The sequence below is a fragment of the Polaribacter sargassicola genome (genome assembly GCF_021991835.1).
In the GTDB taxonomy this organism is placed as follows: Bacteria; Bacteroidota; Bacteroidia; order Flavobacteriales; family Flavobacteriaceae; genus Polaribacter; species Polaribacter sargassicola.
The window spans coordinates 426,431-448,378 of the sequence record NZ_JAHDAU010000001.1 but is presented as its reverse complement, the minus strand read 5'-3'; the positions used below and the strand labels follow the sequence as shown (position 1 = coordinate 448,378).

Genomic DNA, 21,948 nt, shown 5'->3' with positions numbered 1-21,948 from the left:
TTTAAAAATTATTATTTTTAAACAGTTTCGATTAATTTCTATTCTACTTCCGATAATTCATTTTTATAAGAGCCATCTTCACTACAATGTAATTCAAAATATTGATTAGTATATTCATATTCTAACGTTGGGTTACCTTCGCCTTCTTGAGTACCATATTCCCATGCATCAGATGTACAATCTTCAAAAAAGATAATTTCTTCTCTAATTGAATTAATTACACTTGCATTCATTATTGTTCCTGTAGCAAAAACAAAAACCATTGCTAAAATTAATTTTTTCATAATATAAAATTTGTAACCTATTTTTTTTAGGTTCATTGATTTAAAAATATTTAGAGTTTTATATGAATTAACAAGTTTAAAATTCTCTAAAAACTTGTAGAAAAAGGGTTACTTTTTAGATTCCTCTTCGTTCTTCTTTTCGGAATGACACTCTTTATTTTTAGTAGGGTTTAGAGCTATTAATCCCTTTTTTTATCAATTTTTCTAAACATGTTAGAAAATTCTTCTTCAGAAATTATCTTCCCTTTTTGGGGTGGATTAATAACAATATTTTTTTTATTATTTAATTCTATTTTTTCTACATAATAAACAACTCCTCCTTGTTCTAACTCCAAAATTAAACCTGGTAAATTACCATAACCCTTAGGACCAAAATTTGCTGGTATTTCTGGTGTATACCAAACTTGAGTAATAAAATTACTTTTTTTGTTATTAAATCCTTTTGTTTCCTTTTCTAAAAAAGCTTTAAAACAATTATATTTCCCTATTTTCTTTGTTTGTTGTGTTAATTTCCAATCTTCTTTAAATTTGCTATTTACTAGAAAAAAATCTCCAAAAACATCAATTTTTTTTATTTTTAGGTTCTTATTTTTGTTTGTATAAATTTCTTCTTTTCCACCCGTGTAGAGTTTTGCAAAATCTATTCCTTTGTCAGTGTCAGGGTTTAGCTTTTTAATTAGTTTATAATAAGAACTATTATTATTAAATATTAATTCATAAGATATTTGGTCTTTATTATTTTCAAGATTTTTATTGAAGTTGTTAAAAACGGATTTTGCGTTCTCACTTTCTTTTTCACTTTTAAAAACCTGTTGTTTAACTCTGTACTTATAAATAACCTTCCCTGAAATTTTTTTTTGTGAAAAAGAAAAGAAAGGAATTATAAAAAAAAATAAGAATACTTTTTGAATCTTCATCTTTTAAATTATTATAATTATGTAAAACATACATCAAACCCAACAAATTACTAGGTTTGATGTATTTTAGTTATTTTGTTTAATTAATTATTTCTATCTCGTCTTCCATACAAGCATTTTCTGAAGCTATAGTTGCAGAAATACCTATGTATTCACTTCCTGACATTGAAGTTACCATATCTCTAACCGCATAATACAAATCTTCACAATCATTTTGTAAAACTTCTTTTTTATTTGATACACTTGCATTCATCATTGTTGTTCCTGTAGCAAAAACAAAAAGTTATGACACTCAACATTGATAGAAAAAAATATTCACAAGTTTTTAATTATTTTTTCCAAAAACTCTTTTCATCATTTTATTATATTCATTTAAAGTAACTTTTGTTCCTTTTTTAGGTTTTTCTAAATTTTTAAAAACTAAACTATTTAATTTAATTTTTTGAGCAAAAAATGATAAACTACCTTCCTGAAGTTCTATTATTAAACCCGGTAAACCGTGATAATCTTTTGGCCCTAAGCTTAACGGAATTTCTAATGTAAACCAAGCTGTTATTTTTTTTGTGAACACACCTTTACTATTTTCTCCTTTTTTTTCTGTAGTTGCCTTAAAACATGTATAACTACCTATTTTTTTCTTTTCTTGGGTAATTATCCATTCTATATTAGGCATAGAAATTAAAAATTCTTTTCCTAAAGAATGTTTTTGATGTAAAATATTCTGATGATTACTATAATAAACTCCATTACCTAATAAAACATCTGTTGTATTTAATAAATTACTATTAACACTCATCCTTTCTTCTTTAAAAAATAAAGATTGTCCATCTTTAAATATTAAAGAACAGTATACATCTTTTGATTCGTTAATTGATTTCAAAATCATAGATCTATATTTTTTAGGTATATCTTTTATATCTTTTATCTTATTTATCGATGCTCTATATAGAACCTCGCCTTCATAGTTCTTTTTATTCTGTGCATAAGAAATAGAGAAAATTAGCAATAGCAATAATGTTATTTTTTTCATATTATTTTTAAAAAAAACTCATATACTAAAATAATATATGAGTTTTATTATTAATTCTTTTATCTTTTACTCATGCATTTTTCAAAATATACGTTTGCTTCTTCATATGATAAGTCCAGCATTTCTGCGTATGCATTCGCATAACCATCACAATAAGCAACATCATCATTTAAAATAATTTTACTATTTATTTTTAAAGTAGTTTGTTTTTCTATCCCTGTATTCGCATTCATTATTGTTCCTGTAGCAAAAACAAAAACCATTGCTAAAATTAATTTTTTCATAATATAAAATTTGTAACCTATTTTTTTATTTAGGTTAATTGATTTAAAACATTTAGAGTTTTATATGAGTTAACAAGTTTAAAATTCTCTAAAAACTTGTAGAAAAAGGTTTACTTTTTAGATTCCTCAATCGTTCTTCTTTTCGGAATGATACCAAAAAAGATTTCTTAATTGCTTAAAAAATCTAATTTTGAAGTGACAAACCTCTATTATTAAAAATTGCTCCGTAACTATTCTTTATAAAGACCGTAAATTAAAGTGAAGAATTTTCCTTTTCATAACAATTTCCTTCTTCTCAAAGTTGGGTAATATTTTTCTGATTACCAAATAAATAGCTTTCCATTTTGGCATAGCCATTTATGGGGTTAATGCCCCCCCATTTTCAGGTATGCCAAAATGGAAGTTTTTAAAACAACAATTTTACTTACTTTTACCTATAAAAAAATTAGCTAATGAGAGAAAGAGAAAGAGAAAGAGAAAGAGAAAGAGAAAGAGAAAGAGAAAGAGAAAGAGAAAGAGAAAGAATACAAGTAACTTGCAAAAATATTTTAGAAAAATTAGAAGAAAGTAGAAAAACAAACAACCTTAGCAGGTTTGAATTGGCAAAATATTTAGGCCTAACAGAAAATGGTTATTTTAAAGTAATTAAAGGGCACACAAAACTAGATTTAGAGCGTTTATTACTTATTTTAAATAAATTAGATATTACACCCGCAGCATTTTTTAAAGATTTAAATTAAGTTTTTTTAATACTTTTCCATAAAGCCTTCATTTTTTCATTATACTTTTCTTCGGTAATTCTATCTCCTTTTATTAGTTTTTTTAATTCTATTTTTTCTTTTGGGTTTAAAACAATTTTAGAAGCGCTTATGGTTCTATTACTCATTTCTACCAAAATAACCAACCCAGGTAAACCATTATATTCTGATGGGCCAAAACTTACTGGTATTTGAGGTGTAAACCAAACTACAGGTTTCATTTTTGTATTTGTAGATTCTATATCAATAGCTTTAAAACAAATGTATTTACCTATCTGTTTAGATTCTTGAGTAATTTGCCATTTTTTCTCTTCTTTTTCAATCAATAGGTTTTCTCTTATATTTTCTTTTAAATACTCTTTTGTTTTGGTGTTTTTATAAACTTTGTTATTTCCACCAGCAAAAATTCTATTCATATTTAATATAGATTTTCCATCTAACTCCATTTTATCTTCTACATAATACATAGATTCTTCGTTAACAAAGTCTAAATAAGTATTTACATTGGGTGTATTTTTTAAAATATCATACATCCATTTTTTGCTTTTTACATTTTTAATTTTACTTTTTTTAGATATTGAATCTATCCTTTTATCAGAAATTGGAGTCATTGAAACAACATAAGTTACTTTACCACTTTTTATTTGTGTGTAAATTGCTAAAGAAAAGAATAACGTAATTAGTAATAGATTGTATTTCATAACTTTTATTTTAATATGATTTTTAATAATCAAAAAAAAATCTTAAAGTTATCATTATTTATAGTTTTTTTCTAAATAAAATATTACATCTTTTATTTAGTTATTTTTTTGGTTATCAGCAAATAGCATTCCTTTTATTAGGCCATGAAAATAGTTACTAAATTAAAATAGAAAAACCCAAAACGAAATTCGTTTTGGGTTTTTCTATTTTATATAGATTTCTCTATACTATTCTATCTTAAAATATATATGAAAATACGCTTTAAATAGACGCTTTCATTAACTCTCTATTCATACGTGCAATGTTGTCTAAAGAAATTCCTTTAGGGCATTCTACCTCACATGCACCAGTATTTGTACAGTTACCAAAACCTTCTAAATCCATTTGCGCAACCATGTTTTGTACACGGTCTGCAGCTTCTACTTGTCCTTGTGGTAATAAAGCATATTGAGATACTTTTGCACCTACAAATAACATTGCAGAAGAGTTTTTACAAGTTGCCACACAAGCACCACAACCAATACAAGTTGCAGCGTCCATAGCTTCATCTGCAGCATGTTTAGAAATAGGAATAGCATTTGCATCTTGTGTATTACCAGATGTATTTACAGATATATAACCACCTGCGTGTTGTATTCTATCAAAAGAAGTTCTATCTACAACTAAATCTTTAATTACAGGAAAAGCTGCTGCTCTAAATGGCTCTATAGTAATAGTATCACCATCGTTAAACATACGCATATGTAATTGGCAAGTTGTTATACCTCTATCTGGTCCATGAGCTTCTCCATTAATATACATAGAACACATACCACAAATACCTTCTCTACAATCATGATCAAAAGCAACTGGTTCTTCACCAGAATTTACTAATTGCTCATTCAAAACATCCATCATTTCTAAAAAAGACATATGTTCTGAAATTTCAGTCACTTTATAGTCTACCATTTGCCCCTTTGAGCTAGTGTCTTTTTGTCTCCAAATTTTAAGTGTTAAATTCATGCTGTCTTTTATTTGTATGAACGTTGTTTTAGTTCTATATCATTAAACTCTAATTCTTCTTTATGTAAAACGGCGTCTGCTGGTTCTCCTTTATATTCCCAAGCTGCAACATAAGCAAAGTTTTCGTCATCACGTTTTGCTTCACCTTTTTGTGGTCCGTCTTCTTCTGCAGATTCTTCTCTAAAGTGTCCTCCACAAGATTCTGCTCTCATTAAAGCATCTTTTGCAAATAACTCTCCTAACTCTAAGAAATCTGCAACTCTACCTGCTTTTTCTAATTCAGGATTCATTTCATCTTTACTACCAGGTACTTTTACATCTTTCCAGAATTCTTCTCTAATGGCTTTAATTTCTGCCATTGCTTCTTTTAAACCTGTTTCGTTTCTAGACATTCCTACTTTATCCCACATTACTTTCCCTAATTTCTTATGGAAATAATCTACAGATTTTGTTCCGTTATTATTGATAAAGAAATCTATTCTGTCTGTAACTTCTTTTTCTGCAGCTTCAAATTCTGGTAAGTCTGTAGATATTTTACCTGTTCTAATATCATCGGCTAAATAATCTCCAATTGTATAAGGTAAGACAAAGTAACCATCTGCTAAACCTTGCATTAATGCAGATGCACCTAATCTGTTTGCACCATGATCAGAAAAGTTAGCCTCACCAATACAGTAACAACCAGGTATTGTAGTCATTAAGTTATAATCTACCCAAACACCACCCATTGTGTAGTGTACTGCTGGATAAATCATCATTGGAGTTTCGTATGGATTTTGATCTACAATTTTCTCGTACATCTGAAATAAATTTCCATATTTTGCTTCAACAATTTTTTGCCCTAATTCGTAAATTTTAGCATCTGAAGGGTTTGTTATATTCTGAATTTTAGCTTGCTCTGTACCATATCTTGTAATTGCAGATGCAAAATCTAAATAAACAGCTTCTCCGGTAGCATTTACTCCGTAACCAGCATCACAACGCTCTTTTGCTGCTCTAGAAGCAACATCACGCGGTACTAAGTTACCAAATGCAGGGTAACGTCTTTCTAAATAGTAATCTCTTTCGTCTTCAGATAAATCTGTAGGTTTTTTCTTTCCTTCTCTAATTGCCAAAACATCTTCCATGTTTTTTGGCACCCAAATACGACCATCATTACGTAAAGACTCTGACATCAATGTTAATTTAGATTGATAATCTCCAGAACGTGGTATACATGTTGGGTGTATTTGTGTATAACAAGGGTTTGCAAAATAAGCTCCTTTTTTATGAATTTTCCAAGCAGCTGTTGCGTTAGAACCCATTGCGTTTGTAGATAAGAAATATACGTTACCGTAACCACCAGAACCAATTACAACAGCATGCGCAGAATGACGCTCAATTTCTCCTGTAATTAAATTTCTTGCAATAATTCCTCTTGCTTTACCATCAACAATAACAACATCTAACATTTCGTGTCTGTTAAACATTTCTATTTTACCACGAGCAATTTGTCTATTCATTGCAGAATAGGCTCCTAATAATAATTGTTGACCTGTTTGCCCTTTTGCATAAAAAGTTCTAGAAACTAAAACTCCACCAAAAGAACGGTTGTCTAATAACCCACCATAATCACGTGCAAAAGGTACACCTTGTGCCACACATTGGTCTATAATATTTGCAGAAACTTCTGCTAAACGATATACGTTTGCTTCACGAGAACGGTAATCTCCTCCTTTTACAGTATCATAAAATAATCTGTAAGTAGAGTCTCCGTCTCCTTGGTAATTTTTTGCAGCGTTAATACCTCCTTGTGCAGCAATTGAGTGCGCTCTTCTTGGAGAATCTTGGTATGCAAATGCTTTAACATTGTAGCCTAACTCTGCTAAAGTAGCACAAGCAGAACCACCTGCTAAACCTGTACCAACTACAATAACGTCTATATTACGTTTGTTTGCTGGGTTTACTAAATCTATATGATTTTTATAATCTGTCCATTTATCTTTAATTGGACCTTGAGGTACTTTTGAATCTAAAGCCATTGTTATTTAAGATTAATGGTTATTAAATAAGTGATGAAATAATGCAATAACTATAAATCCTAAAGGAATAGCTATTGAGTATATTTTACCAAAGTTTTGTAATGCTTTTTTGCGTCCTGCAGTAGAACCCATAGATTGAAATGCAGACGTAAAACCGTGTGCTAAGTGTAAACCTAAAAAAATAAAGGCAACAACATAAGCACCTACTCTTAATGGGTTATGAAATTTTTCTACCAACTCGTGGTAATATCTTAAACTACCATCGTGCATACCAGACATATCACCAAGTACATATTTTGTATTGATTTCTGGAATCCAGAAGTCTATAAAGTGTAATAAAATAAAAGCTAAAATAGCAATACCGCTATAAATCATATTTCTACTCATCCAAGTAGAATTTGCTGCTCCATTATTTTTAGCATAAGAAACTCCTTGTGCTTTTCTGTTTTTTAATTCTAAAATAAATCCCATCACAAAATGAAAAACAACACCAATAATTAAAACTGGTTGCAATGCAAATTGCACCACTGGATTTGTTCCCATAAAGTGAGAAGCCGTGTTAAATGCGTCTTCACTAAATAGCGATAGTAAATTAACTGATAAATGCATTATTAAGAAAAACATGAGGAAGAATGCAGAAAGCGCCATGGCTACCTTTCTCCCGATTGAAGATTTAAAAAAACCGCCCATTGTATAAAAGTATAAGTATGTTATAATTGATAATTACAAATGTACTATATAGATATTCTTTTATGAAATGAAACAGCTCTTTTTTAACTATTTAGAATCATTTTAATAAAGGATTTAAGTAGTTAAAAAAGAGCTGTTTATGCTTGTTTTTGCATTTAAAATGTTTAAATCACAACAGATTTCATAAAATTGGTTAACCAGAATAGAGCCAAAAAATAACAGTTTTTTTATCAGAAAATATTTTAATTATAAGGCCAAATCATTGGTATCATTACAATACTTACAATAAAAAATATTAGAAGTAAAAAGGCTCCACTTTTTAAATAATCTGTAAATTTATAGTTACCAGCATTCATTACCATAGTATTTGTTGGGGTACCAAAAGGTGTTAAAAATGCAGTAGAAGCACTTACTGCTAATGCCATCATAAAAGGTTGTGGAGAATAACCTAACTCTAAAGATGCTACCAAAACAATTGGTGCCATTAAAATTGCTGTTGCTGTATTACTCATTACCTGACTTAAAAAAGATGTTATTAAGAAAATACCAGCTAAAAAATAAGTTGGGTGTTGTTCTCCAACCATAGAAATCATAGAGTCTGCAATAAATTTTGCCCCACCTGTTTTTTGTAAAGCAACTCCCATTGGTATCATACCTGCCATAATGGTTATTACATTCCAGTTTATAGATCTATAAGATTGATTCATGTTTATACAACCACCGGCAATCATTATAAAAGCTGTTAACATTACTGTAATTGAAGATGAAAACGGTCCCCAAATAAACATTAACACCATAAAAACCATTGCTAAAATAGAAATAACTCCTTTTCTTGTAATTGTACCTACTTCTTTAGATAATTCTTCTGGAGAGCCAATAATTAAAAAATCTCTGCTTTCTTCTTGTATTTCTTTAATATCTTCCCATTTAGCTCTAACTAATATAGAATCTCCTTCTTGTAAATCAAATTCTCTTCCTCTAATTCTTTTATTATATCTGCTTACAGCAATTACCTGAAGGTTGTATTTTTTTCCGAATCGTCCTGTATTAATATGTTTTCCTTTATAGCTTGATTTTGGTGCTATAATTAACTCACAAATTCCTACTTCATCAGAAAGTACATTTTCTTTAATAAATTTTACATCTACACCTTCTAACTTAGTAGCTGCTACATTATACTTATCTATAAATCTATGTATACGATTTTCACTACAATTAACAATTAACTCATCTTCTGCATGAAATTCTCTATCTAAATCTGGAAATTCATCTAAATCTCCTTTTTTAATACCTACTTTTTTAAGAATAGAAGTAGCAATATCTACTTTAGAAATTATTTTAATAATGTTTACACCCATGGTAGAACCTAATTTCATTTGTTTAATAGTTTTACCTATTGCAGAAGAATTAGGTCTAATTCTTACTTTCCAAAACCCTTCATAAAGTTGGTAAGAATCTTCAATATTTTGTATTGATTCATCTATATCTTCTAATCTTCTAGATTTGTTACTTGGCAATAATTTTGTACCAAAATAACGCATATAAATTACTGTTAAGATTAGTAAAGGCACACCTATGTATGCAAACTCAAAAAAACCAAATTCTGGTACACCTGCATCAATCATTGCTTGGTTAGTTATAATATTTGTAGGCGTACCTGTTAACGTTAATAAACCTCCTGTTGCGGCTGCAAAAGATAAAGGAATTAACATTTTAGAAGCCGGGGTTTTTAATCTCCATGCTGCGGCTATAATTACAGGCATTAAAGAAGCAACGGTACCTGTATTACTCATAAATGCAGATAATATTGCAGAACCTATAATTATTAAAATTAATAGTTGATTAGAATTATTTTTAGATAAAGTAATTATTTTATTACCAAGCCAAGCTGTTAACCCTGCTCTACTCATTGCTTCACCAACAATAAATAAACCTGCAATTAAAATAATACTTGTATTACTAAAGCCAGAAAAAGTTTCGTTAACAGTTAAAACACCTGTCATACTTAATGCCATCATACTAGTAATGGCAACAATGTCTGGTCTTATTTTTCCTGACACAAATAAGATAATGCTAATTCCTAAAATAATAAAAGTAATAGTCATAATTTAGTTATTTTATGGGCGAATTTAGATTGAATTATAAACTGGTAAAATGATTTATGTCAGCTTTTATTAACATAAAAAAACATCCATCTAAATTACTGGTTATAAAATATTTATTTTAACATCCACAAGATAAATAAAAAGTAGTTTTAATTAAAAAAACAATTAGTAAAAAAGATTTTTTACACAATAATTTATAAATTATTTAATTAAAAAACGTAATTAGTAATATTTTATTAAAAGTTAGATAAAACTAGACATTTATTATTTTCCCATTTTCCTTTTAAAGAATCTTTAGTTATTAATTGCCCTGTACAGGTTAAAAAATTACCCTTTTCATCTTTTTTAATAATTTTCATTTTACCTGCTCTAATTGCTTTTACAACTGTAAATATTAAATTGTTTTTAGAAACAATATTACCTTTAGCAGAAAGTTTAATACCTTGGTTATTATTATACAGATCCATTTCGGAAGATATTTTATCTGGCAAAACACCTTCTTCTAGTTTTTTCTTTTTATATGTTTTGTAATTATCTTTTTCATAAGCTTTACCTAAAGATAGAGCTGCTCTTTTGCCTAATTTTTGTTGTAAACTAGCCATCCAAAAAGCATGTCTAAAAGCATCTACTCTTCCACCAGAAATATCACCATCTAATAAATTTGTTTTAGCAATAGAATCTGCAACTTTTTTTGCTTCATTAGAAATTTGTAAAGCTCTTTTTGCTTTAAATGGATGAAAAATTACCCATGTTTTTAATGGACATGATAGTTTTAAAAACTTTTTAAAATTAGATTGAGAAAATGTTTGTAACGATAATAATATAGTTAACAAGAGAATTATTTTTTTCATGATAGAAAAACAAATTATTTGTTGCTTAAAATATATTTTCTTTAAGATAAAACTTAACTAATTTCTTTAATATTAAAAGTTTTTCCGTTAAAGTTAATCTTATCATTTACTTTTTTACCAAGTAATAATTTACCTATTGGTGAAGACACAGAAACAACAAAATATACTTTGTTATCTAACTTAATTTGTCCAGCAGAAATAGCTAAAAAATAATTAGCAACATCTGTTTCTATTACACTTCCTAAATGTGCAATTGTAGCTTTTTTAGAGATATTAATTTTTGATAAAATTTCTTTCATTTGATTAATTCCTGCTAGTTGCTGGCTTGCTTTTTCCATTTCTAATTGCAACATTGCTCTACCTGTTTCATGCTTATCACCAGCAGAACTTTTAGTTTCTGATTGTAATGCTTTTTGGTTTGATGAAATAATCTCTTCTACGGTTTGTAAACGATTATTTACAAACTGTAAACATTGCTCAAAAAGTGCTTTTTTTACTTCCATTTTATTTTGGTAAAACTGTCTTTAAAAACAGTTTTTTGTTGTACTAATAAGCATTTATACATTTAAAAAAATGCTTATTTATAATTCTTTTTTAAAACAAATACTATTTTCCATTTCTTTATATTGGCCATAGTTTTCAATTATTTTATAATTGCATTTTTTATAAAAATGTACAGCTTCTATTTGTCTTTTTCCTGTTTCTAAAACACAATTTTTATATCCTTTTTCTTTTGCCCATTTTTCTAATTCTAGTAATGTTTTTTGTGCAATTCCCATGCCTCTATTTTGCGATAAAACAAACATTCTTTTTACCTCTACAGAAGTTTTATCAAACTCCTTTATTGCTCCACAACCAACTGGTTTATCATCAACATAACAAACCACAACATTTTTTAAAACATCTATATTATTAAACTGATTGTAAAATTCATGCTCATCGCCATCAGTAATTTTTAAATAAGCATCTAATTCTTTTACCAAATTGATAAAATCTGTACTGTCTGAATCTGTGCGTAAAACTTTAATATCCATTTTTAAATTTCTATATTAAATTGATTTTCTTCATCAAAATTTAATTTTAACTGTACCCAAACAGGTTCTGTTATTATTGTGTTTAAATTAGAAAACGATAAACCTAATAAACGTACAGAATTTTGAGGTTTTTCTTGATACAGCAACTCTTTTACAATCGGAAAAAATTCGTTTTTTTTCTGCATAAAAGTTGTTGTTGTTTTGCTTCTAGTTTGTTGTGTAAAATCTGAATATTTTATTTTTAAGGTAATTGTTTTCCCTTTTGTATCCGATTTTAGCATTCGTTTTTCTAATTCTTCCGCAATTTTTTCTAACTTTTCTATCATAAAAATTTCTGAAGAAATGTTTTCTAAAAAAGTACGTTCTGCTGCAATAGATTTTCTAATTCTATTAGGTTTTACAGGACTGTTATGAACACCTCTTACAATATTGTAATAATGTGCACCTGATTTACCAAACAGATTAGTTAACTCTTCTAACGACTTTTTTTTTAAATCGTTGCCCACAAAAATACCTAAATTATACATTTTTGCAGCAGTAACCTTACCTACACCGTAAAATTTATTAACTGGTAATTTCTCTAAAAAATCGATTACTTCTTCTGGATGAACCGTTTTTTGTCCGTTTGGTTTATTAATATCCGAAGCAACTTTTGCAATAAATTTGTTAATAGAAATTCCTGCTGAAGCTCTTAAGCCAGTTTCATTAAAAATACGTTGCCTTATTTCTCTTGCAATATCATTTGCAGACGGATTGTCTTTTTTATTATTAGTAACATCTAAATAAGCTTCATCTAAAGAAAGTGGTTCTACCAAATCTGTATACTCGTAAAAGATTTCTCTAATTTTAGCAGATATTTCTTTATAACGTGCAAAATCTGTTTTTACAAAAATTAAATGCGGACATTTTTGTTTTGCCAAAGCACCACTCATGGCAGATTTTACACCAAATTTTCTTGCTTCGTAACTTGCGGCAGAAATAACTCCTCTTCTACCATCGCCACCAACAGCAATAGCTTTTCCTCTTAAATCAGGATTATCTAATTGTGCTACAGATGCATAATATGCATCCATATCTACATGAATAATTTTTCTAAAAGGAGGTTGTAATTTCACTAAATTTTATTAGATAAATTGTTTAAAACTATAACTGCTTTCTCTGCATCTTTTGTTTGAACAAAAATATGATCATGATAAAAACCAGCCACAACATTGCAGCTAATTTTATGTTTTGTTAAGGCAGATGAAAATGCTGCTGTTAAGCCAACTGCGTCTAAAGAAGAGTGTACTTTTAGCGTAATCCAAGAATAAGTATTTTTATATTTTATCTTTAAAGTGTCTGCTTTTTCTTTTTTAAGAACTATCGTAATACCTTCTTCTTCTTTAAACTCAAACAAAGTGTCTGCCCTTACTATTCCGTCTAAATTTTTTACCGTTGCAAAAACATAATTACCTGTATTTAAAACAGGTTGCATGTTTTTTAATAGTGTTTGTAAATCTTTTTCTGCAATCATTTTTATAGTTAATAGTTACTTTAAAAAATCAATACAAATCTTAGTTACCTCTTCTAATTCTTTAGAAAGTGTTGTTGATAACCAAGGGTGAGAAGTGTTAAAAACATGGTTTGCATTTGCAATAATCTTAAACTCACTTTTAGGATTCCAATTATGTAAATTTTCTCCTTCATTTAAAAAAACTGCATCGTCTTTATCTCCATGAATTATTAATTGCGGAATTTTTAGACTTTTAGTAGCTTTAGGTATATCTAACCTTTCTTTATTAGTAATATAATCTAAGTAAAATTGATAATAATGTGGCATATTTTGCTTTGTTCTACCATTTACAACATATTTTACTCCATCTTTTTTCCATTTATCTAACTCACCAATTGTAGACGATCTTTTACCAAAATCAGACACAGCTGCCAAAGTAATTACCTTTTTAACACGTGTATCTTCTGCAGCTTTTAATAACACAATTCCGCCACCTCTACTGTGTCCTATAATAGAAATATCTTCTAAATTAACTTCATTTTTAAATTTTTCTTCGGATGAAATCCAATCAATAACACTCCCTAAATCATCTAATTCTTTAGAGTAATTATTATTACCAAAAGCTTCTAAATCTGGAAAATCTATTGGGTTTTCTGCTGTACCTCCGTTATGAGAAAAATTAAATTTGATAAAGAAAAAACCAGCATTTGCAAAGGTTTCTGCCAACAAATTCCATGGTCCCCAATCTTTAAATCCTTTATAACCATGACAAAAAATAACTACTTTTTTTGGTTGATGCGTTTCTTTATAAAAAACATCTGTTACAATTGGTTTTCCATGTTGTCCATCAACAATAGTATTTTTTATAATTTTCATATTTTTTTGATTTAAATAATAAATTTAATCACTGTAAATAAGGCAAAACCAGCAGTAATAAAACTTAAAATCAGGTTAATATTATTTGTTAAATTCCCTGTTTTTTCTTGAATTTTTAAGGCAAACTTACCATATAAATATAAGATATAATAAGTACCTAAAACGGTACCTAAAACAAAAGTTAAAACAGAAATTGTATTGAAGTTTAAAAAATTATAGGAAATTAAAAAGGCAGTTGTACCACAAAAAAACGGAATTGCAAACATATTTAAGGTGGATAAAATTATCCCCATTAAAAAAGAATTTTTTCTAACAATTACTTTCTCTTTTCTTTCTTTTTTATGCTGTTTATAAAAATAAATTGATAAAATAAGTAATACAACCACACCTGTTTTTTCTAATATTTCTATAAGATAAGGCTTACCCGAAAGGTATTTTATAATATAAATAGAAGTAAAAACTTGTAAAAAAACAATAACAGAAACACCTGTTGTAAATTTAATAAATTCTTTTTTATTACTATCTAAACGTATTTTTAGCGCAGTCATATTTAACACACTTGGCAACGTAAAACCTAAAAAAGAAAAGACAAACCCAAATAAAAAAAGAGAAATCATATATTTTTTTTTAGTAATAAATCTGTCGTATAATATTACAAAAATTACTTTTATAAAATTATATAAACATTTTTATAGTACTAAAAACAGCTACAAAACCTGTTAAACAACCTAAAATAAAATCCATTTTTAAGGCAATATATTGCAATCTATGCTCTATTTTTTTTGCTACAATTGCATACAAAGAGTACAATACAAAAGAACCAAGAGTAGAACCTATAGAAAAGTAAAATCCGTTAAAAAAAGAGTATTCAAAATAATTTAACCCTATTAAAAAAGAAATAGTAGTAAAATAAAAAGGAATGGCAATTGTATTTAAAAGAGACATTAAAATTCCATAAAAATATGCCTTAGATTTAGGTATTTCTTCTTTTTTAGTTTTTTCTTTTGATGTATAATACAATCTAAAAAAATTAAGAGACAATAATATAAGAATACCTGTACCTATTTTTTGAATTAAAGTAATATACTCTGAGTTTTCCATTAAAACATTAGCCAAATAAGCACCAATATTTGCCTGAAAAAACAATACAGTAGCATAACCACCAATTAAATAAAAAGCAGGTTTTTTACCGTTTCTTAAACTAAATTTTACAACAGTTAAGTTTAAAAAACTAGGTGTAATGCTTCCTACAATTGCAATTGAAAAACCTAAAAGTAAACAGATAAAAAAGTTCATATTATTATTTTATATGTACAAAAAAACAAAAAAACGCGTCAAAAAATTGACGCGTTTCATTTATATACTAACTCTAAAGAAACTTATTACACTACACCTTGTGCTAACATTGCATCTGCAACTTTTACAAAACCTGCAATATTTGCTCCTCTAATGTAATCTATAGAACCATCTTCATTTGTTCCGTACTCTACACAAGAATCATGAATATCTTCCATAATATCTTTTAACTTTTCATCTACTTCTTTACGAGACCAACTTAAACGTAATGAGTTTTGACTCATTTCTAATCCAGAAGTTGCAACACCTCCGGCGTTAGACGCTTTACCTGGGGCAAATAATAGTTTTGCTTTTTGAAACTCGTGAATAGCTTCTGGTGTAGAAGGCATATTTGCTCCTTCAGAAACACAAATACATCCATTTTTAATCAACTCTTTTGCTTCATCACCATTTAACTCATTTTGAGTTGCACAAGGCAAAGCAATATCACAAGCAACAGACCAAGGTCTTTGACCTGCAACATATTTTGCATTCGGATATTTTTCTAAATACTCGCTAATTCTACCACGTTTTTCATTTTTAATAAACATTACGTGTTTTAATTTATCAGAATCTATACCTTCTTCATCATAAATATAACCAGCAGAATCTGATAAAGTAACCACTTTTGCACCCAATTCTATTGCTTTTTCTGCTGCAAATTGAGCAACATTACCAGAACCAGAAATAACAACTGTTTTATTATTAAAAGAGTCGTTCTTTCTCATTAACATATTTTGTGCAAAATACACATTACCATATCCTGTTGCTTCTGGTCTAATTAAAGAACCACCCCAAGATTGCCCTTTACCGGTTAAAACACCTGTAAATTCGTTATTTAGTTTTTTATACATACCAAACATAAAGCCAATTTCTCTAGCACCTACACCAATATCACCAGCTGGTACATCTGTATTTGGACCAATATGTCTAAAAAGTTCGCTCATAAAAGCATGGCAAAAACGCATAATTTCGTTATCTGATTTTCCTTTAGGATCAAAATCAGAACCTCCTTTTCCTCCACCCATTGGTAAAGTTGTTAAAGAGTTTTTAAACACTTGCTCAAATGCTAAAAACTTTAAAATACTAGCATTTACCGTTGGATGAAAACGCAAACCACCTTTATATGGACCGATAGCAGAATTCATTTGAATTCTATATCCTCTATTTACTTGTATTTCTCCTTTATCATCAACCCAAGAAACTCTAAATGATATCAACCTTTCTGGTTCTACCATTCTTAACAAAATATTTTTACCGTGGTAAATATCATTATTAATGATATAAGGTATTACAGTTTCTGCAACTTCTTGTACAGCCTGTAAAAATTCTGGCTCGTGGTTATTTCTAGTTTTAACCAACTCCATGAATCCATCAATTTTATATTTGATATTTTTATCCATGTTTTTTTATGATATTAATAAAAATTTAACCCAACAAATATAGGTAATTTTAAATATCACAAAATTAAAAAAACTATAATATTTTGTTATACTTCTATTTACGCAATCGATTTCGCTAAATACTTTATTACCAAGCATTATTATTTAATAAAAAAGTAAATTATGTACTAATCTTGCATAAGATAAAAGGTTAATAAATATACAAAGCAATGCGGTTTCTATTTAAAAAGATTGACAACACTACTTTAATTGTCTTTAGAATTATTTTTGGTTGTGTTTTAATGCTAGAAGCTTGGGGTTCTATTTTTACCGGTTGGATTAAATTAACTTTTGTAGAACCTAAAATACATTTTAGTTTTATTGCCTTTAGTTGGTTACAACCTATAGATGGTTTTGGCATGTATTATATTTATGCTGTAATGGGAGCATTAGGTTTGTGCGTTATTCTTGGTAACTTTTATAGATTCTCTATAATTTCTTACACTATTCTTTGGACTTATTGTTATTTAATACATAAAGCATCTTATAATAATCATTATTATCTAATGATTTTGTTATGCTTAATTATGTGCTTTTTACCTGCTCATAAATCGCATTCTTTAGATGTTAAAAAAGGTAGAGTATTAAAAGAAATTGCAATGCCTTTTTGGTGTAAATTTATTTTAATGTTTCAAATTACTTGCGTCTATTTTTTTGGAGCAATGGCAAAAATTTATCCAGATTGGTTAGACGGAACTTACACAAAACTTAAATTAGGTAGAGAAATTAAAACACCTTTGGTGGGTCAGTTTTTTAAAGAAGAATGGTTTTATATGGGCGTTGCTTATGGAGGTTTTTTGTTTGATTTATTAATTATACCATTATTAATTTACAAAAGAACCAGGGTTTTTGCTTTTATAGTATCTATCGCTTTTCATAGTTTTAATTCTTTTGTTTTTCAAGTAGGTGTTTTTCCTTATCTCAGTTTGGCTTTTGCTATTTTCTTTTTTCCGGTTGATAGAATACGTAAAATATTTTTACCTAAAAAAGAACTTTATTTAGAAACTGCCTACAGTAGTAATCCTTCTAACAAAAAAACTGTGCTTTTCTTATTATCATCATATATTGTTTTGCAATTATTTTTACCATTAAGACAACATTTTTTAGAAGGGAATGTTTTTTGGACAGAAGAGGGACATAAAATGAGTTGGAGAATGATGCTTAGAACAACATCTGGAATAACTCGTTTTAAAATTTACGATGTTAAAAAAGATTCTACTTACATTCTTAAACCTACTATTTTAAGTAGAAAACAAAAAAATCTAATTAATACACGTCCAGATGTAATTTGGCAATATGCACAATATCTTAAAAAAGAAGAAGCCAAAAAAGGAAACGAAATTAAAGTTTACGCCATTAGTAATAAAAAATTAAATAACAGACGTTATCAAGAATTTATAGATCCTAATGTAGATTTAGCAAATACAAAGTGGGATTATTTTAACCATGCAAAATGGATTTATAAATTTAATGGATGGTAATTTTTTGTCTTTGGTTTACGCAAAAAGCATAATAAATAAGTCTAGTAATCCAATTTAGTTTGTTAAATTTGTCACGTAATTATCCTATAAAATGTTAGATAAAGTAAAAGAATTAATTGGTGATGTAAAAGCATTTAATGCTACTACCAAAGAAGAAGTAGAAACTTTTAGAATTAAGTATTTAGGAAGCAAAGGTTTATTAAAAGATTTATTTGCAGAATTTAAAAATGTTGATGCAGAAATGCGTAAAGATTTTGGACAAGCATTAAATAATTTAAAAAAGTCTGCAGAAGGTAAAGTTGCAGAATTAAATGATGCTTTAGAAAATGCTGTTGAAGAAAAAGGTTTTTATGGCGATTTAACTCGTCCTTCTGAACCAATTAATTTAGGTTCTCGTCATCCAATATCATTAGTAAAAAACCAAATTATAGAAGTTTTTAATAGAATTGGTTTTACAGTTTCTGAAGGTCCGGAAATAGAAGATGATTGGCATAACTTTACAGCTTTAAATTTACCAGAATATCATCCTGCAAGAGATATGCAAGATACTTTCTTTATAGAACAAGATCCAGATATTTTATTACGTACACACACATCTTCTGTGCAAGTACGTTATATGGAAGAAAATCAACCTCCTATAAGAACCATTTCTCCAGGAAGAGTTTTTAGAAATGAAGATATTTCTGCGCGTGCGCACTGTATTTTTCATCAAATAGAAGGTTTGTATATAGATACAGATGTTTCTTTTGCAGATTTAAAACAAACACTTTTATATTTTACAAAAGAAATGTTTGGTAAATCTAAAATACGTTTACGTCCTTCTTATTTTCCTTTTACAGAGCCAAGTGCAGAAGTAGATATTTACTGGGGATTAGAAACAGAAACCGATTACAGAATTACAAAAGGTACTGGTTGGTTAGAAATTATGGGATGCGGTATGGTAGACCCTAATGTTTTAAAAAACGCTAATATAGATCCTACAAAATACTCTGGTTACGCTTTTGGTATGGGTATAGAACGTATTGCAATGTTATTATACCAAATACCAGATATTAGAATGTTTTATGAAAATGATAAACGTTTTCTAGAGCAATTTAAGTCTGTTATATAATTATTAAAATTTGGTCTGTTTTTTGTATTAACTCTTATAAGTATTAAACTTAATATCTTTTTATGAAAAACACTTTTTTAATTTTACTTAGTATTATAATGGCTTCTTGTGCAAGTACAAAAGAAACAGAAAAAACAATTTGGGTTAATTACCAAAAAGTAAACTGCCAAGATGTTAGCCCTAAAAAATGCTTACAAATTCAAGAAAGTGATACTGTTGACCCTACAAAATGGACAAATTTATATTCAGATATAAAAGGTTTTAATTTTGTGCCTGGGCAACTTACCAAAATGGTAATTACAGAAAAAAAATTACCATTAAATAAAGTTCCGGCAGATGCTTCTAGCATAGAACGTAATTTTGTTAAAGTAGTAGAAGTGATTCAAAAACCAACATATCTTACTATTGATGATTTACAAGGAAAATGGCTAATTTCATCTATAACAGAAATTTCATCAGAAGAATTAAAAAATACTGCAAGACAACCTTTTTTAAAATTTGATGGTAATAGATTAAGCGGTAATAACGGATGTAATTCTATTACAACAACATTAACAGAAATAAAAGAAACATCAACTTTTAAAGTTGGACTTATTATGGAAACCAAAATATTTTGTGAAAATATGCAAGTTTCTAAAGCATTTAATACAATGCTAACTAATAGTGTATCTTTTTTATCTACACCAACAGAAATTATTTTATTAAATAAAGAGAATCAACAAACTATGGTTCTTAAAAAAGAAATCTAAACTCTTTTTTTTTAACATCAACTCTTACTAAAAAAGCATAAAATTAATTTTTTATGCTTTTTTTAAATTAACTTTTTTTTAACTTCGCTATGTTCGGTTTGTTCCGAACTAAATATATTTTTGTAGAAAACTTATAGATTATGAAAGAATCGGTTTGTAAAGAAAAAATGAATTTAGTAGAAAAACTAGGTGTGCATTTAGAAAGTAGAGAACAATTGGCTCCTGTTGCTGCACGTATTTTAGCTTACATTATTCTTACAGGAAAAAAAGGAAGCACTTTTGATGAAATGGTTTCTGTTTTATGTGCAAGTAAGAGTACAATTTCTACACATTTAAACCATTTACAAGATTTAGAAAAAATTGTGTATTTCACCAAAACAGGTGACAGAAAAAAATATTTTATAATCAATGAAAATATGATTGTTCAGCACATAGATAATATGACTCGAGAATGGAATCAAATAAAAGAATTACACTTAGAAATTAAAAACTACAAAGAAACCATTAACAATTTAAAGATTGAAAACGAAGAAGAAAAGTTTAATCTAAACTTTCATAATGACTACATCAAGTTTTTAGATGAAGCTAGCAAATCTATTAAAGAATTAAGAACCAAGTTAATACACAAAAATAATATCTTTTAAAATGAAAAAAACGAACCTTTATATTTTATCAACACTAAGTATTGTAGCAATATTTTTTACAAGTTGTGGTGATAAAACCGAAACAAAACAAGCTATACAAGCTCCACCTGCAGCAATACCTGTATCAGAAATAAAAACAAAAACAGTTATAGGGTACACAGAATATCCTGCAACAATAGAAGGAACTGTAAACAGTGATGTTAGAGCTAAAACATCTGGTTATATAGATAAAGTGTATGTAGATGAAGGACAAAAAGTACGCAAAGGGCAAATTTTATTTAAATTAGAAACACAATCTTTAAGTCAAGATGCAGATGCTGCAAAAGCACTTATAAATGTAGCTCAAGTAGAAGTAGATAAATTAATACCACTTGTAGAAAAAAATATTATTAGTCCTGTACAATTAGAAACAGCTAAAGCTAATTTAACACAAGCTAAAGCCAACTACAGTAGTATTTCTGCAAATATTGGTTACGCAACTATTAAAAGTCCGATAGACGGTTATGTTGGTGCTATTAATTTTAGAGAAGGAGCTTTAATTAGTCCTAGTGATGCAACACCTTTAACAAAGGTTAGTCAAATAGATCAAGTTTACGCTTTTTTTAGTTTTAATGAAGCTCAATACATTAATCATTTACAACGCTTTAAAGGTACAACAAAAGCAGAGCGTATTAAAAATTCGCCAGATTTAACATTAATCTTAGCAAACGGAAAAGAATACTCAGAAAAAGGACGCATTCAAACAAGTACAGGACAAATAAACCAAAGTACAGGAACTATAAAAATTAGAGCTGCTTTTAATAATCCTAATGAATTATTAACAAACGGAAATAGTGGAAAAATTAAATTCCCTGTAGAATATAAAGATGCTATTGTTGTACCACAATCTGCCACTTTTGAGCAACAAAAAGACATTATAATTTACACTTTGGCAGAAAACAATACTGTAAAAGCAACATTAATAGAAATTGCTGGTATTGTAGATAATCTTTATGTAGTAGAATCTGGTCTTAAAGAAGGTGATAAAATTATTGTTTCGGGAGCAAGTAAGTTAAAAAACGGAGCAACCATTTCTCCTCAAGAAACACCTTTTGAAAACGCAATAAAACCTATTGCAACGTTATTTAAAAACTAATATAA

At 28.2% G+C, this 21,948-nt stretch carries 25 protein-coding genes; 6 read left to right on the top strand and 19 right to left on the bottom strand.

The window, feature by feature from the left end; all coding sequences use genetic code 11:
- Window positions 1-38: 38 nt before the first annotated feature.
- From KI686_RS01935 to KI686_RS01915, 5 genes are all read right to left on the bottom strand, one after another.
- Window positions 39-284 carry a hypothetical protein gene (locus KI686_RS01935; RefSeq protein WP_237587558.1) on the bottom strand — a complete coding sequence of 82 codons (246 nt, stop codon included), beginning with the start codon at window positions 282-284 and terminating at the stop codon, window positions 39-41.
- Window positions 285-463: 179 nt separating this feature from the next.
- Window positions 464-1,201 carry a GLPGLI family protein gene (locus KI686_RS01930; RefSeq protein WP_237587557.1) on the bottom strand — a complete coding sequence of 246 codons (738 nt, stop codon included), beginning with the start codon at window positions 1,199-1,201 and terminating at the stop codon, window positions 464-466.
- Window positions 1,202-1,280: 79 nt separating this feature from the next.
- The gene (locus tag KI686_RS01925; protein ID WP_237587556.1) at window positions 1,281-1,457 is read right to left on the bottom strand and encodes a hypothetical protein; all 177 of its coding nucleotides are present in this window, start codon (window positions 1,455-1,457) and stop codon (window positions 1,281-1,283) included.
- Between the two features lie 69 nt (window positions 1,458-1,526).
- On the bottom strand, window positions 1,527-2,231 hold the full coding sequence (locus KI686_RS01920) for a GLPGLI family protein (RefSeq protein WP_237587555.1): 705 nt from the start codon (window positions 2,229-2,231) through the stop codon (window positions 1,527-1,529).
- A gap of 59 nt (window positions 2,232-2,290) precedes the next feature.
- On the bottom strand, window positions 2,291-2,515 hold the full coding sequence (locus tag KI686_RS01915) for a hypothetical protein (protein ID WP_237587554.1): 225 nt from the start codon (window positions 2,513-2,515) through the stop codon (window positions 2,291-2,293).
- Between the two features lie 452 nt (window positions 2,516-2,967).
- Between KI686_RS01915 and KI686_RS01910 the strand changes: the two genes are divergently transcribed.
- Entirely contained in the window at window positions 2,968-3,255 is a 288-nt protein-coding gene (locus KI686_RS01910; protein WP_237587553.1) for a helix-turn-helix domain-containing protein, read from the top strand.
- Here the strand turns inward: KI686_RS01910 and KI686_RS01905 are convergent.
- The 14 genes from KI686_RS01905 to gdhA all read right to left on the bottom strand — a co-directional run bounded on the left by KI686_RS01905 (window position 3,252) and on the right by gdhA (window position 16,784).
- Window positions 3,252-3,974, bottom strand: a complete 723-nt coding sequence (locus KI686_RS01905) for a GLPGLI family protein (RefSeq protein ID WP_237587552.1) — start codon at window positions 3,972-3,974, stop codon at window positions 3,252-3,254. The genes KI686_RS01910 and KI686_RS01905 overlap by 4 nt on opposite strands.
- Window positions 3,975-4,236: 262 nt before the next feature.
- Entirely contained in the window at window positions 4,237-4,977 is a 741-nt protein-coding gene (locus tag KI686_RS01900; RefSeq protein WP_237587551.1) for a succinate dehydrogenase/fumarate reductase iron-sulfur subunit, read from the bottom strand.
- 8 nt (window positions 4,978-4,985) lie between these two features.
- A complete protein-coding gene (locus KI686_RS01895) occupies window positions 4,986-6,998 on the bottom strand; it encodes a fumarate reductase/succinate dehydrogenase flavoprotein subunit (protein ID WP_237587550.1) in 2,013 nt (670 codons plus the stop codon).
- A gap of 12 nt (window positions 6,999-7,010) precedes the next feature.
- Entirely contained in the window at window positions 7,011-7,688 is a 678-nt protein-coding gene (locus tag KI686_RS01890; RefSeq protein WP_237587549.1) for a succinate dehydrogenase cytochrome b subunit, read from the bottom strand.
- A gap of 242 nt (window positions 7,689-7,930) precedes the next feature.
- Entirely contained in the window at window positions 7,931-9,793 is a 1,863-nt protein-coding gene (locus KI686_RS01885; protein WP_237587548.1) for an SLC13 family permease, read from the bottom strand.
- Window positions 9,794-10,029: 236 nt separating this feature from the next.
- Complete coding sequence (locus KI686_RS01880; protein WP_237587547.1) at window positions 10,030-10,626, bottom strand: DUF6973 domain-containing protein; 597 nt, start codon at window positions 10,624-10,626, stop codon at window positions 10,030-10,032.
- A gap of 71 nt (window positions 10,627-10,697) precedes the next feature.
- Window positions 10,698-11,147: a GreA/GreB family elongation factor gene (locus tag KI686_RS01875; protein WP_237587546.1), complete on the bottom strand. Its 450-nt coding sequence runs from the start codon at window positions 11,145-11,147 to the stop codon at window positions 10,698-10,700.
- A 78-nt stretch (window positions 11,148-11,225) separates the two neighbouring features.
- Window positions 11,226-11,678 carry a GNAT family N-acetyltransferase gene (locus KI686_RS01870; RefSeq protein ID WP_237587545.1) on the bottom strand — a complete coding sequence of 151 codons (453 nt, stop codon included), beginning with the start codon at window positions 11,676-11,678 and terminating at the stop codon, window positions 11,226-11,228.
- A 2-nt stretch (window positions 11,679-11,680) separates the two neighbouring features.
- Window positions 11,681-12,793, bottom strand: a complete 1,113-nt coding sequence (gene dinB, locus KI686_RS01865) for a DNA polymerase IV (protein WP_368735864.1) — start codon at window positions 12,791-12,793, stop codon at window positions 11,681-11,683.
- Complete coding sequence (locus KI686_RS01860; protein ID WP_237587544.1) at window positions 12,793-13,191, bottom strand: ACT domain-containing protein; 399 nt, start codon at window positions 13,189-13,191, stop codon at window positions 12,793-12,795. The genes dinB and KI686_RS01860 overlap by 1 nt, the downstream gene beginning before the upstream one ends.
- A gap of 15 nt (window positions 13,192-13,206) precedes the next feature.
- Window positions 13,207-14,046, bottom strand: coding sequence for an alpha/beta hydrolase family protein (locus KI686_RS01855; protein WP_237587543.1), 840 nt, complete (start codon window positions 14,044-14,046; stop codon window positions 13,207-13,209).
- An 11-nt stretch (window positions 14,047-14,057) separates the two neighbouring features.
- Window positions 14,058-14,663, bottom strand: a complete 606-nt coding sequence (locus KI686_RS01850; protein ID WP_237587542.1) for a LysE family transporter — start codon at window positions 14,661-14,663, stop codon at window positions 14,058-14,060.
- A 58-nt stretch (window positions 14,664-14,721) separates the two neighbouring features.
- The gene (locus tag KI686_RS01845) at window positions 14,722-15,342 is read right to left on the bottom strand and encodes a LysE family translocator (RefSeq protein WP_237587541.1); all 621 of its coding nucleotides are present in this window, start codon (window positions 15,340-15,342) and stop codon (window positions 14,722-14,724) included.
- Between the two features lie 86 nt (window positions 15,343-15,428).
- Window positions 15,429-16,784 (bottom strand): NADP-specific glutamate dehydrogenase, encoded by a 1,356-nt coding sequence (gene gdhA, locus KI686_RS01840; RefSeq protein ID WP_237587540.1) that lies wholly within the window; start codon window positions 16,782-16,784, stop codon window positions 15,429-15,431.
- Between the two features lie 209 nt (window positions 16,785-16,993).
- Here gdhA and KI686_RS01835 point away from each other — a divergent pair, with 209 nt between their 5' ends.
- From KI686_RS01835 to KI686_RS01815, 5 genes are all read left to right on the top strand, one after another.
- Window positions 16,994-18,304 carry an HTTM domain-containing protein gene (locus tag KI686_RS01835; RefSeq protein WP_237587539.1) on the top strand — a complete coding sequence of 437 codons (1,311 nt, stop codon included), beginning with the start codon at window positions 16,994-16,996 and terminating at the stop codon, window positions 18,302-18,304.
- Between the two features lie 91 nt (window positions 18,305-18,395).
- The gene (pheS, locus tag KI686_RS01830) at window positions 18,396-19,415 is read left to right on the top strand and encodes a phenylalanine--tRNA ligase subunit alpha (RefSeq protein WP_237587538.1); all 1,020 of its coding nucleotides are present in this window, start codon (window positions 18,396-18,398) and stop codon (window positions 19,413-19,415) included.
- Window positions 19,416-19,477: 62 nt separating this feature from the next.
- Window positions 19,478-20,164: a DUF4377 domain-containing protein gene (locus tag KI686_RS01825; RefSeq protein WP_237587537.1), complete on the top strand. Its 687-nt coding sequence runs from the start codon at window positions 19,478-19,480 to the stop codon at window positions 20,162-20,164.
- 140 nt (window positions 20,165-20,304) lie between these two features.
- Window positions 20,305-20,808 (top strand): GbsR/MarR family transcriptional regulator, encoded by a 504-nt coding sequence (locus KI686_RS01820; protein ID WP_237587536.1) that lies wholly within the window; start codon window positions 20,305-20,307, stop codon window positions 20,806-20,808.
- 1 nt (window position 20,809) lies between these two features.
- The gene (locus KI686_RS01815) at window positions 20,810-21,943 is read left to right on the top strand and encodes an efflux RND transporter periplasmic adaptor subunit (protein ID WP_237587535.1); all 1,134 of its coding nucleotides are present in this window, start codon (window positions 20,810-20,812) and stop codon (window positions 21,941-21,943) included.
- Window positions 21,944-21,948: the final 5 nt, after the last annotated feature.

What these genes read in the sequence shown, in the direction of transcription:
- pheS (WP_237587538.1), top strand. Translation starts at nt 18,396, where the DNA reads ATGTTAGATAAAGTAAAAGAATTAATTGGTGATGTAAAAGCATTTAAT.
- KI686_RS01850 (WP_237587542.1), bottom strand. Translation starts at nt 14,663, where the DNA reads ATGATTTCTCTTTTTTTATTTGGGTTTGTCTTTTCTTTTTTAGGTTTT.
- KI686_RS01890 (WP_237587549.1), bottom strand. Translation starts at nt 7,688, where the DNA reads ATGGGCGGTTTTTTTAAATCTTCAATCGGGAGAAAGGTAGCCATGGCG.
- KI686_RS01820 (WP_237587536.1), top strand. Translation starts at nt 20,305, where the DNA reads ATGAAAGAATCGGTTTGTAAAGAAAAAATGAATTTAGTAGAAAAACTA.
- KI686_RS01860 (WP_237587544.1), bottom strand. Translation starts at nt 13,191, where the DNA reads ATGATTGCAGAAAAAGATTTACAAACACTATTAAAAAACATGCAACCT.
- KI686_RS01920 (WP_237587555.1), bottom strand. Translation starts at nt 2,231, where the DNA reads ATGAAAAAAATAACATTATTGCTATTGCTAATTTTCTCTATTTCTTAT.
- KI686_RS01835 (WP_237587539.1), top strand. Translation starts at nt 16,994, where the DNA reads ATGCGGTTTCTATTTAAAAAGATTGACAACACTACTTTAATTGTCTTT.
- KI686_RS01930 (WP_237587557.1), bottom strand. Translation starts at nt 1,201, where the DNA reads ATGAAGATTCAAAAAGTATTCTTATTTTTTTTTATAATTCCTTTCTTT.
- KI686_RS01925 (WP_237587556.1), bottom strand. Translation starts at nt 1,457, where the DNA reads ATGATGAATGCAAGTGTATCAAATAAAAAAGAAGTTTTACAAAATGAT.
- KI686_RS01815 (WP_237587535.1), top strand. Translation starts at nt 20,810, where the DNA reads ATGAAAAAAACGAACCTTTATATTTTATCAACACTAAGTATTGTAGCA.
- KI686_RS01900 (WP_237587551.1), bottom strand. Translation starts at nt 4,977, where the DNA reads ATGAATTTAACACTTAAAATTTGGAGACAAAAAGACACTAGCTCAAAG.
- KI686_RS01885 (WP_237587548.1), bottom strand. Translation starts at nt 9,793, where the DNA reads ATGACTATTACTTTTATTATTTTAGGAATTAGCATTATCTTATTTGTG.
- KI686_RS01910 (WP_237587553.1), top strand. Translation starts at nt 2,968, where the DNA reads ATGAGAGAAAGAGAAAGAGAAAGAGAAAGAGAAAGAGAAAGAGAAAGA.
- gdhA (WP_237587540.1), bottom strand. Translation starts at nt 16,784, where the DNA reads ATGGATAAAAATATCAAATATAAAATTGATGGATTCATGGAGTTGGTT.
- KI686_RS01935 (WP_237587558.1), bottom strand. Translation starts at nt 284, where the DNA reads ATGAAAAAATTAATTTTAGCAATGGTTTTTGTTTTTGCTACAGGAACA.
- KI686_RS01915 (WP_237587554.1), bottom strand. Translation starts at nt 2,515, where the DNA reads ATGAAAAAATTAATTTTAGCAATGGTTTTTGTTTTTGCTACAGGAACA.
- KI686_RS01870 (WP_237587545.1), bottom strand. Translation starts at nt 11,678, where the DNA reads ATGGATATTAAAGTTTTACGCACAGATTCAGACAGTACAGATTTTATC.
- KI686_RS01825 (WP_237587537.1), top strand. Translation starts at nt 19,478, where the DNA reads ATGAAAAACACTTTTTTAATTTTACTTAGTATTATAATGGCTTCTTGT.
- KI686_RS01905 (WP_237587552.1), bottom strand. Translation starts at nt 3,974, where the DNA reads ATGAAATACAATCTATTACTAATTACGTTATTCTTTTCTTTAGCAATT.
- KI686_RS01855 (WP_237587543.1), bottom strand. Translation starts at nt 14,046, where the DNA reads ATGAAAATTATAAAAAATACTATTGTTGATGGACAACATGGAAAACCA.
- KI686_RS01895 (WP_237587550.1), bottom strand. Translation starts at nt 6,998, where the DNA reads ATGGCTTTAGATTCAAAAGTACCTCAAGGTCCAATTAAAGATAAATGG.
- KI686_RS01845 (WP_237587541.1), bottom strand. Translation starts at nt 15,342, where the DNA reads ATGAACTTTTTTATCTGTTTACTTTTAGGTTTTTCAATTGCAATTGTA.
- KI686_RS01875 (WP_237587546.1), bottom strand. Translation starts at nt 11,147, where the DNA reads ATGGAAGTAAAAAAAGCACTTTTTGAGCAATGTTTACAGTTTGTAAAT.